Here is a 10800-nt window from a genome sequence, read left to right on the forward strand (position 1 = left end):
GTACTTGATCCGTTGTAGATATATAAGAAATCATAACCGTCTTCCAATCTGAAAGATGTAAAAGTCAGTTTTACTTTATTGTTCGCCAGATTTGGAATCAGCGTTCTTACAAACACCTGATTATTTCCATACTGTCCAAATGTTCCTCCGGTATCGGTTAATTGAATGCCGTTACAATAATCAGCTCCGGTCAATAATATAAAATCTCTGGCCAATGATGTCATTCCTAAGCTACAAACCGGACGGATTCGAACTCTGTAATAGGTATTTGGTGTTAGGTTTTGTGCCGTATACGAATTTGTTGTTACCGTCGTATACTGACCTGCTGTTCCTGAATACGGGAATACAACCACCTGCCATGAAGTCGCGCCTCCGGCATCCGACCAGGTAATCACAGCCGATGTATTTCCGGCTCCCATAGTAGAATTGATATCCGTAACCGTATTAATACAAGTATTGATACAATTTGTACTTAAACAAGCTCTGGAATCAATGTGGTTTACAATTGCTGCTGACGGTTGTGGTCCGAATCCATTATTAAAACTGATTCCTACACCACTCACCAAATGGCAATAACTCATGATAGTCCCTTTTACAGAAGAAGAAGGAATTGTTGGCGGACTGGTCATACAGTTATATCCTTCCGATGTGGCTCCTAAAGCAGCCGGAGCACAGTTGTCAATAGCGGTATTGTTTCCATTCCACACACAAGCGTGGGTATGTCTCGAACCTAGTAAGTGTCCTAATTCGTGTGTAACCACCTGAACTGTCCAGGAATACGTCGGAACGGTACTATAACTAAAATTCACATCCGAATAACAATAATTATTAGCGGTACATAGTCCTCCGATTGTTACGGCTACTCCACCTAATCCTCCCGGATCGATCCCTACCAATTGTCCTACATCACCGTCGAAAACAGGTCGTACTGCATTAAATTTTGCCAGGTAATCACCAGAACTGTTACCTACTCCTTCATACGGATCTTCAGTTGTCCAGATATATACCGATTTTAATGCTGTTGTAATTCCGTCGTTATTATATAATGTCTGTACATTATTAAAAACCGAAGTCATCCAGTTGGAAGTGGTTGTTGTATTACTTCCGTTTGATTGATACAGGTTATAATCGATTTCAAAATAAACAGTCACACATTTCAAACTGGCTGGACTTGCCGATGTAGTTGTTGGAGCATTTTTAAATTCTTCAACTTTATCATCCGTAGCACATTCAAAATCGTGAGTCACGTTCATTTTTTGATCTTCATAGATAATATAGTCCGTTTTGTTTCCTTTTTTGTCCAATTTACCCACTGTTAAATTGCTTAATTTTGAACTGGATGCGATTCCATTCAGTTCGCCTTTAAAAAAGTTAAACGAAACCAGTGAGTTTGCATCACCTTTTACAATACCACGGTAATAAACTCCCGGTGCGTAAGTGATGTTTTTTCCTTTATCGGTATCCAGGTGAAAACCTTCTGCTAATATCTCTACCCGATAAAGTTGTAGTGTTACCGTTTCATTATGGTATGGCAGATTCAATTCGATCGCATTGGGTTTTTTAGATACGATTTCATCGACAGCTGCTTCTTTTATAATAGCAAAAGAAGCGTCGTTTACAACTCTGGCAACTTCTTTACCGGGAGTTTTAGTCGACGCTTCTAATACTGAAAATTTCTTAAAGTCTGTGTTCTGGGAGCGTAACTCAGCGACCTTTTGGGCGATCCTGTTTTGCGAAAACACAGTCAGCCCGGTTAAAAGGGCCAAAAAAAGTGTAATTTTTTTCATTTTGCGGGGTTAGTTAGTATTTTAGTCAGTCCAAATATAGAAAATATTTAGGTTCCGACCCACTTTCCCGGCTTAACTACACAATTTTAACCTTTTAACTACAAACTTTTAAGGTCTTTAATAGCTTTGAAGGCAATATCTACTTGATCATCGCTAACAATAATGGTGAATTCGTAATTTGTGGAAACTACTTCGCAAATATTCACACCTTCCCAGGCCAAACGTTGAAATACATAGTAAAACAATCCCGGTACCGAAAGGTTGTCTTTAGGAAGCTTTACCGTAATCGAAGCAAGGTTTTCGGTTTTATGAGCCCATTTTTCTTCCGCAAAGTATTTCTCTACTAGGTGGTTTAGAGAATCACTTACAATGATATTGGTTTCATTAACACCTCGCGAAGAAGTATAGAATATATCCGTATAGTTATTAATTTCTGCGATTAAATCCGATTGACAACTCAATACTTTTGGAGTAATTGCGAAATTATAATCCGTCAAAGAGGAACGAACGGTAATTTCTCCAAGATTCTTCAGAACTTTATCCAGTTTGTGGTTCATCCGGAAACCAAGTTCTTCCGATAATCGTTTCAGAGCCATTACTACTGCTCCTTGTTTAATGTTTTTCCCTAATTCCTGCTCTAATTCCGGCATCATTACTCTTGCCAAGGAGGTCAGATTAATAATACCCTGGGAGAGGCCATTGAGCAAAAAGGGTTTCGTTTTAATGTAATGTTCAACTACAGAGGAAATAGTTTTCATAATTATAGTGGGTTTTAAAAATCTCGTAAAATTACAAAAAAAACAATCTGTTAAAACTTTAACAAAAATAAATTAGAAATAATAAAATGCATCAGGATAATGCTTAATATCAAAAACAGTCCCCTGTTTGTGAATAGCAATTATATCAAAACGAACGTCACATTCGATATCCCTTAGGATTACATATTCGTTAACAGCTTTGACTAAAAGCTGAATTTTCTTCGATTTCACAAATTCTTGTGGTAATCCATACTCTAATTTAGAACGAGTTTTAACTTCTACAACCACTAAAGTTGTACCTTTTTTTGCAATTATGTCAATCTCGGCTTTACAAAATATCCAGTTTCGCTCTAGAATTTCGTATCCGTTCTGTATCAAAAATGCTACTGCACGCGATTCCCCTTCTTTTCCAAGTTCATTATGACGTGCCATTTTTTATTTTATTGGAATTCTAACACAACTTTATCGTCGGTTATTTCAAAATTAACCGTAGCACCTAAGATTAGTGCCCGATTATCTTTAACATGTCCGGCTGGAAAGTAAAAACATACCGGAATATTATATTCTTTTGCGATGGAAGTGATAATACCTACTTCATTTTGCCCAAAAGGAATTTCGTTATCATGCATATCTGTCATTCCTCCTACTACAAGCCCTTTTAGCCCGTCAAAATAACCATTTCTTTTTAAATTATACAGCATACGATCTATATGATATAAATATTCGTCCAGATCTTCTATAAATAATATCTTATCTTTTGTATCAATTGAGGATTTGGATCCTAACAAACTGTATAATATAGAAAGGTTCCCCCCTACCAATTGTCCCGTTGCTTTTCCTTTAATTTCATATCCTTTCGCCGGAACCTCATAACGGATTTTCTCTCCAAATAGCGCTTTTCGTAGCGTTTCTTTTGAAATTTCTTCCGTTCGTGGTACCGTAAACGGCATGATACTATGCAGGGTAGCCACTTTCATATTATGGACATGACTATGCAAAACGGTAACATCGCTAAATCCTATGATCCATTTTGGATGTTTTTTAAACTTCGTAAAATCCAATCCGTCTATAATGCGAACCGTTCCATAACCGCCACGTGCACACCATATCGCTTTGATGTTATCATCGTCTAACATTTGCTGAAAATCATCGATACGCTCGCGATCCGTACCACCCAACTGACAACTATCCAACCCTATTGTTCGTCCTAATTTGACTTCCAATCCCCACGATTTTAACAATGCTATGGCGGGTTCAGCGTCTTCGGGAAAAAATTTTCTTGCGGTACAAACAATGGCTACGGTATCACCTTTCTTTAAATAGGATGGAATTTTCATTTTTCGTTGTGAATATAAATCGGTCGTTGTAAAAATTAATAGTAAAATCAAAAATGATCTCAAAAATACGGCTTTCGTATGGAGGCGGTTTGGTTTCATTTGAAATCGTTTCTAACAAATTTAGCATTTTTAAAACAATACCATAAACATCTGTTAAAGGATTTGTCAACGCTTTTTTGCACAATTTGAATGAAAAAAATATTCAAATTCGTGGCTAATAGCCTATTTTTGCATTTCATCTTGAAAATACATTCAAAATCTAATCTTTTTTTTATGATACAAAATCCTAAAAGATATACCATTACAGCTGCTTTACCGTATACGAACGGCCCGATTCATATTGGCCATTTAGCCGGAGTGTATGTACCGGCTGATATCTATGCGCGTTTTTTACGTCAGCAAGGTAAAGATGTAGCTTTTATTTGTGGGAGTGACGAACATGGTGTTGCCATTTCGATGAAAGCGAAAAAAGAAGGCATTACACCTCAGGAAGTTATCGATAAATACAACGGGATTATTAAACAATCTTTTGCTGATTTCGGAATCTCTTTTGACAATTATTCCAGAACTTCAGCTAAAATACACCACGATACCGCTTCTGATTTTTTCAGAAAATTATACGACAACGGTAAATTCATCGAAGAGGTTACCGAACAATTATACGACGAAAAAGCCCAACAATTCCTGGCCGATCGTTTTGTGACCGGAACTTGTCCGAAATGTGGTAATGAAGAGGCTTACGGCGATCAATGTGAAAAATGTGGTACGTCGTTAAATGCAACCGATTTAATCAATCCAAAATCGACCATAACCGGGACAAAACCGATCTTAAAGTCAACCAAACACTGGTTCCTGCCATTAGATCAATACGATGCGTTTTTAAGAGAATGGATTTTGGAAGGTCATAAAAACGACTGGAAACCAAATGTTTTCGGACAGGTAAAATCGTGGTTGGACGACGGTTTAAAACCGCGTGCCGTTACGCGTGACCTGGACTGGGGAATTCCGGTTCCGGTTGAAGGCGCCGAAGGAAAAGTACTATATGTATGGTTTGACGCACCTATCGGTTATATTTCGTCTACAAAAGAATGGGCTGAAAGAGAAGGAAAAGACTGGGAACCATACTGGAAAGACCAGGATACCAAACTGGTGCATTTTATCGGAAAAGACAATATTGTTTTCCACTGTGTGATTTTCCCGGCGATGTTAAAAGCCGAAGGCAGTTATATCCTACCGGACAATGTTCCGGCCAATGAATTCCTGAATCTGGAAGGTAACAAACTGTCGACTTCCAAAAACTGGGCGGTATGGTTACACGAATACCTTATCGATTTCCCGGAAAAACAGGACGTTTTACGTTATGCTTTAACCTCCAATGCTCCGGAAACCAAAGACAACGATTTTACCTGGAAAGATTTTCAGGCACGTAATAATAATGAGCTTGTTGCTATTTTCGGAAACTTTATCAACCGTGTAGTGGTATTAAGCAATAAATACTACGACGGTATCATTCCGCAACCTAACGAACTAACCGAAGCAGACGAAGCGGCTTTAACCGAATTAAAAGCCTATCCGGCGGTTATTTCGAGTTCGATTGAACGCTACCGTTTCCGCGAAGCTTTAGGTGAGCTGATGAATGTGGCGCGTTTAGGAAACAAATACCTGGCCGATGAAGAACCGTGGAAAATTGTAAAAGAAAATCCGGAAAGAGTAAAAACGCAAATGTATGTAGCCCTACAGATAGCTGCGGCATTGAGCGTTTTAGCCGAACCGTTCCTTCCATTTACCGCTCAAAAATTAAAATCAATTTTAAAAATTGACAATGCATTTGGATGGAATGATATCGCTCAAAATTCCGATTTAGTACCGGCTGGTCATCAGATCGGACAGGCGGAGTTACTATTCGCTAAAATTGAGGATGAAGAAATTCAAAAACAAATCGACCGACTAGAGGCTACAAAAGTGGCCAATAAAGCCGAAAATCAGGTGGTAACGCCACAAAAAGAAGTCGCTACTTTTGATGATTTTGCCAAATTGGATTTACGCGTAGGAACCATCATTTCTGCTGAAAAAATGCCAAAAGCAAATAAATTACTGGTGCTAAAAGTCGACACCGGACTTGATGTGCGTACCATCGTTTCGGGAATTGCCGAGCATTTTGCACCGGAAGACATTATCGGAAAAAGAGTAACCGTTTTAGCCAATCTGGCGCCAAGAGCTTTACGCGGCGTGGAAAGTGAAGGAATGATCCTGATGACGGAAAATGCCGAAGGTAAACTGGTTTTTGTAAACCCGGATGCCGATGGTGTTAAAAACGGAGCCACTATTAATTAAGAGTACAAATACAAAAATAAAATGGCACTAAAAGTTATAGCCTTTGATGCAGATGATACCCTTTGGGTAAATGAGCCTTATTTTGAAGAAACCGAAAAAAAATTCTGCGGATTGATGGAAGATTATCTGTCACATCAGGGATTATCACAGGAGTTATTCAAAATTGAAATACAGAATTTACCGGCCTATGGTTACGGTATCAAAGGCTATATTCTTTCGATGATCGAAGCTGCCTTAAAAATTTCAAATAATACCATCGATGTCGCCATCATTGGCCGTATCATCGAACTGGGAAAAGAATTGCTGGAAAAACCAATCGAATTACTCGATGGTGTTGAGGAAACGCTGGATGCCTTAAAAGGAAAATACCGATTGGTCGTTGCCACTAAAGGCGATCTGAAAGACCAACATCGCAAATTACACGACTCCGGACTGGGCGCTTATTTTCACCATATTGAAGTAATGTCCGACAAACAACCATTGGATTACCAAAAGCTGGTAAACCGTCTGGATTTAAAACCGGAAGAGTTTTTTATGATCGGAAATTCACTAAAATCGGATGTACTGCCGGTGCTGGAAATTGGAGGTCATGCGGTACACGTACCATTCCATACCACTTGGGCGCACGAACGTATTGATCATAAAGTGGAACATCCCAACTTTAGAACCATTGAAAAATTAACCGATATCCTACCGCTTTTATTACCGTGAAACAAAAGTTAGACCTGGCCAACTGGAGCAGAAAAGAACATTTCGAATTTTTTAAAAATTTTGAAGAACCTTTTTTCGGACTTATCGCAACGGTTGACTGTACAAAAGCCTACGACAACGCCAAAGAAGCCGGTGTGCCGTTTTTTATTTATTACCTGTATAAAACGCTCGTAGCCGTAAATGCTGTCGAAGCTTTTCGCTATCGGATTCAGGATAATGAAGTCGTTATTTACGATCGTATTGATGCTTCTTCAACGATACTACGGGAAGACAATTCCTTTGGCTTTTCGCTGATCGAATTTGACCGTGATATTCACACTTTTAAAACCATTGCGCAAAACGAAATCGAAAGGGTTCGTCAAACGCCGGGGCTTTTTACACGAAGTTTTGAAATGGATAACCTAATCCATTTTTCATCTATCCCGTGGGTGAATTTTACATCATTGTCGCATGCCCGAAGTTTTACATTCCCGGATAGTTGTCCGAAGATTTCCTTTGGCAAAATGACGCTAACCGGAGCCAAAAGAGAAATGCCGGTTTCCGTACACGTGCATCATGGTTTGGCCGACGGTTATCATGTAGGGCTGTTTTTTGAAGAATTACAAAAACAACTGGATCAGAAATGAGAAAAATTGCCGCTTTTATCATCTTAAAATGCAACGATGAGTTGCTTTTACTAAAACGTTTTAAAGAACCTTTTAAAGGCTATTACGTACCTGTTGGCGGCAAACTCGACCCAAACGAAACACCTTTGGATGCCGCAATACGCGAAACATTTGAAGAAACCGGCATTCGTCCGGAGCATTTCACCTATATGGGAACGCTTTTCGAAGTTTCACCCATAGAATACAACTGGCTTACTTTTGTTTATTTGGCCGAAATCCCATACCAACCGGCACCCGAATGTAACGAGGGAATATTGGAATGGATTCATAAAGATAATCTGAAAAATATCCTTACGCCGGAAACGGATCTGCATATTTACGAAAAGGCTTTTAACCAACAACCTTTCGCCTATAGTGCCCGTTATGATGCGGAACTCAACTTATTGGAATTGATCGACGAATTAAATCCGTAATAAACGGTATGTTTCCGATTGCCTACCATCCGATTTACAAACATCCGCTACCCGAAGGTCATCGCTTTCCGATGATCAAATACGAATTATTACCGCAACAGTTGGTACATGAAGGCATTGTTTCCGACAGCGCTTTTTTTGAACCGGATATGCCGGACATGCAACCGATACTTGCCGTACATCAAAAAGAATATGTAGACGATTTGATCGGATTAACGTTGGATCCGAGAGCTGTTCGCAAAATAGGGTTTCCGTTATCGGCCGAATTGGTCGAACGGGAATTGCGACTCGTACAAGGTTCTATAACCGGTGCCGAAAAAGCATTACAAACCGGAATTGCCTTTAATATCGCAGGCGGAACACACCATGCCTATGCCGATCATGGCGAAGCTTTTTGTCTGTTAAATGATCAGGCTATAGCGGCACAGTATTTACTGGACCAAAAGTTGGCTAAAAAAATTCTGATTGTAGATCTTGACGTACATCAGGGAAACGGAACCGCTGCGATTTTCGAACACAATCGTTCCGTTTTTACCTTTTCGATGCACGGCCAGTCCAACTATCCTTTTAAAAAAGAACGTTCCGATCTGGACATTGCACTGCCGGACCATACGGCCGACGATGCATATTTATCGCTGTTAAACCAGACGTTGCCACAACTCATTGCATCGCAACGTCCTGATTTTATCTTTTACCTTAGCGGTGTCGACATACTCGCTTCCGATAAACTCGGAAAACTCGCCTGTTCGCTCGATGCCTGCAAAAAACGGGACGAAATTGTATTTTCACATTGCCATACCGCAGGAATACCGGTACAATGTAGTATGGGCGGCGGCTATTCACCCGATATCCGAACAATTATCCAGGCCCATACCAATACCTACCGCGTCGCTTCCTACATTTACAGCTAATGCTTTTATAGCAATAAAATCTCGTTTACGACAACTTCTGTCGAATAACGCTTATGTCCCTCTTTGTCTTCCCAGGTTCGATGAACCAGTTTGCCTTCTAATACAACTTCTCTTCCCTTTTCTACAAATTTCTCAACAATGTCGGCTAGCTTTCCCCAGGCTTTTACAACATGCCATTGCGTATCGGTAACTTTTTCACCTTTTTCGTTGTAATAAACTTCATTGGTTGCAACCGATAGTTTGGCTAGTTTTCGTCCCTCTTCCAATATCTTGATTTCAGGATCACTTCCTACATTTCCGATTAATTGCACTCTGTTCCTCAATGTGTTCATGGCTCATAATTTTAATAGATTAACTTTTAATTTGGGGAAGAGGGAGCAATATGATTATTTGTTTTTAACGAATTTCTGATATTCTTTTATTTGCTGTGATGCATCTTCAATTCCCAACACATAAATTCCGGCAGCCAGTTTGGACACCTCAATTCCTTTTTCGCCAACAGCAGCTCCTGTTACTTTAAAAATTTGTCTTCCGTTTAAGTCATATACTGCAATTTGTGCCTGATCGGATAATTGTTCTTTGTTTTTAATAAACAATCGTTCGTTGGCCGGATTGGGATATACTGCAAAATTGGCTGTTCCGAATTCGGCTAACCCTAAAGCTGATGCTCCGGTTTTAGCAATATAGACCACTTGCTTGTTGTTCGTTTCTATCGTCAGATTATTTAATTGTATATCTACAGAAGCGGTCGAAATAATCGTAAAATTATCCGGATTGGAGTCCAATACTTTCAAATTTGAGGAACCATTTGCCGGAGCAGGATAGATCTCACAGGACTGAATACTTCCTTGTGTATTATATCTGGCGATGAAGTTGAAAAAATTATTATCGATGGTATAGGTAAAATCCGGGGAAAGATTGACATATCGGTAAAAATTTCCGCCTACATAAATATTATCCTGTGCATCGATATACAATCTCGAAAACTTCGACGAGGAACCCGCATTGGTTCCTGGTGCCTGATCTGTTGATATTCCTGCTTTTTTAGCCCATATCAGGTTTCCGGCTGTACCGTGTTTTACCATATAACCGCCGTAATTTCCTGGAAACTGTAAAATGGTTCCATCAAAATTTATTGTCGAGTTATAGGCCATCCCTACCAAATATACGTTGTTTGCCGAATCTACTGCAAGGTTAAACGCCTTGGTGTCGGAACTTGCCCCAACGGTAGCTGTTTTTGCCCAAGCCACCGCTCCGGTATTATCATAGCGTACATAAAACAACCCTGCATTCGAACTCGAACTACGGTTTAGCGTAATATTTCCAAAGGTTACCGAACGCGCCAGAAAATCACCCGCTACATAAACATTCCCATTATTGTCGACAACCATCGCTTTCATCTGCGCTCCGATTCTGTCGGACATATTCGAACTGGTCGTACCGGTATAACGCGAAGACGAAGCCCAAACCAGATTACCGGTACCGGCATCGAATTTGGCTACCAGGTTTTTATCCATACCCTGGATTGTTGGTGCATAATTCGCCATCGGTAAGGTTAATCCTTCAAAAGAAAACTGATCCGACGAATAATTGGCCGCCAAATACAGGTAGTTGTTTTTATATTGCAGGTAACCACCTCCCATATACTCCGGAAATTCTTTAATCCAAACCGGATTACCATCTAATGTAAATTTTGCGATAAAACTACGATCCCCATACGTATTTGTATTGACCAAAGTGGTCGTACCGATTTGCATATTACCGCCATAACTCCCTATAGCATAATAATGATCATTACCATCATAGGCGACAGCAGTAAATTGTTCGTATTTGCTTCCGCTAAAATGCTTTACATTTAAAAGTATACCGTTCGTATCAAATTTG

At 39.7% G+C, this 10800-nt stretch carries 11 protein-coding genes; 5 read left to right on the forward strand and 6 right to left on the reverse strand.

Annotated elements, in window-relative coordinates; all coding sequences use genetic code 11:
- The 4 genes from Q1R07_RS10585 to Q1R07_RS10600 form a co-directional block, all read right to left on the reverse strand.
- Window positions 1-1787, reverse strand: a 1787-nt coding sequence (locus Q1R07_RS10585; protein ID WP_300489713.1) for a M12 family metallo-peptidase, incomplete at its 3' end; no start/stop codon positions are given.
- 98 nt (window positions 1788-1885) lie between these two features.
- Entirely contained in the window at window positions 1886-2545 is a 660-nt protein-coding gene (locus Q1R07_RS10590) for an aspartate kinase (RefSeq protein WP_136403485.1), read from the reverse strand.
- Window positions 2546-2617: 72 nt separating this feature from the next.
- Window positions 2618-2977, reverse strand: coding sequence for a YraN family protein (locus tag Q1R07_RS10595; protein ID WP_300489717.1), 360 nt, complete (start codon window positions 2975-2977; stop codon window positions 2618-2620).
- A gap of 8 nt (window positions 2978-2985) precedes the next feature.
- Window positions 2986-3882: an LD-carboxypeptidase gene (locus Q1R07_RS10600; RefSeq protein WP_300489719.1), complete on the reverse strand. Its 897-nt coding sequence runs from the start codon at window positions 3880-3882 to the stop codon at window positions 2986-2988.
- A gap of 273 nt (window positions 3883-4155) precedes the next feature.
- On the opposite strand from Q1R07_RS10600, the gene metG reads away from it, so the two are divergent.
- Genes metG through Q1R07_RS10625 form a run of 5 tightly spaced genes read left to right on the forward strand, consistent with a single transcriptional unit; the run spans window position 4156 to window position 8916 of the window.
- A complete protein-coding gene (gene metG / locus Q1R07_RS10605; protein ID WP_300489722.1) occupies window positions 4156-6216 on the forward strand; it encodes a methionine--tRNA ligase in 2061 nt (686 codons plus the stop codon).
- A 21-nt stretch (window positions 6217-6237) separates the two neighbouring features.
- Entirely contained in the window at window positions 6238-6927 is a 690-nt protein-coding gene (locus tag Q1R07_RS10610) for an HAD family hydrolase (protein ID WP_300489724.1), read from the forward strand.
- Complete coding sequence (locus tag Q1R07_RS10615) at window positions 6924-7553, forward strand: chloramphenicol acetyltransferase (protein ID WP_300489727.1); 630 nt, start codon at window positions 6924-6926, stop codon at window positions 7551-7553. The genes Q1R07_RS10610 and Q1R07_RS10615 overlap by 4 nt, the downstream gene beginning before the upstream one ends.
- Window positions 7550-8005 carry an NUDIX domain-containing protein gene (locus tag Q1R07_RS10620; RefSeq protein ID WP_300489730.1) on the forward strand — a complete coding sequence of 152 codons (456 nt, stop codon included), beginning with the start codon at window positions 7550-7552 and terminating at the stop codon, window positions 8003-8005. The genes Q1R07_RS10615 and Q1R07_RS10620 overlap by 4 nt, the downstream gene beginning before the upstream one ends.
- A gap of 8 nt (window positions 8006-8013) precedes the next feature.
- Window positions 8014-8916 carry a histone deacetylase gene (locus Q1R07_RS10625; protein WP_300489733.1) on the forward strand — a complete coding sequence of 301 codons (903 nt, stop codon included), beginning with the start codon at window positions 8014-8016 and terminating at the stop codon, window positions 8914-8916.
- 5 nt (window positions 8917-8921) lie between these two features.
- Here the strand turns inward: Q1R07_RS10625 and ssb are convergent, their stop codons facing one another.
- Window positions 8922-9248, reverse strand: a complete 327-nt coding sequence (ssb, locus tag Q1R07_RS10630) for a single-stranded DNA-binding protein (protein ID WP_300489736.1) — start codon at window positions 9246-9248, stop codon at window positions 8922-8924.
- Between the two features lie 54 nt (window positions 9249-9302).
- On the reverse strand, window positions 9303-10800 hold a 1498-nt coding region (locus tag Q1R07_RS10635; RefSeq protein WP_300489739.1), incomplete at its 5' end, for a T9SS type A sorting domain-containing protein.

The organism is Flavobacterium sp. (assembly GCF_030146175.1).
Lineage (GTDB): Bacteria > Bacteroidota > Bacteroidia > Flavobacteriales > Flavobacteriaceae > Flavobacterium.

Bases quoted from the DNA above. Each gene is read 5' to 3' on its own strand.
- Q1R07_RS10590 (WP_136403485.1), bottom strand. From the start codon at position 2,545: ATGAAAACTATTTCCTCTGTAGTTGAACATTACATTAAAACGAAACCC.
- Q1R07_RS10595 (WP_300489717.1), bottom strand. From the start codon at position 2,977: ATGGCACGTCATAATGAACTTGGAAAAGAAGGGGAATCGCGTGCAGTA.
- Q1R07_RS10600 (WP_300489719.1), bottom strand. From the start codon at position 3,882: ATGAAAATTCCATCCTATTTAAAGAAAGGTGATACCGTAGCCATTGTT.
- metG (WP_300489722.1), top strand. From the start codon at position 4,156: ATGATACAAAATCCTAAAAGATATACCATTACAGCTGCTTTACCGTAT.
- Q1R07_RS10610 (WP_300489724.1), top strand. From the start codon at position 6,238: ATGGCACTAAAAGTTATAGCCTTTGATGCAGATGATACCCTTTGGGTA.
- Q1R07_RS10620 (WP_300489730.1), top strand. From the start codon at position 7,550: ATGAGAAAAATTGCCGCTTTTATCATCTTAAAATGCAACGATGAGTTG.
- Q1R07_RS10625 (WP_300489733.1), top strand. From the start codon at position 8,014: ATGTTTCCGATTGCCTACCATCCGATTTACAAACATCCGCTACCCGAA.
- ssb (WP_300489736.1), bottom strand. From the start codon at position 9,248: ATGAACACATTGAGGAACAGAGTGCAATTAATCGGAAATGTAGGAAGT.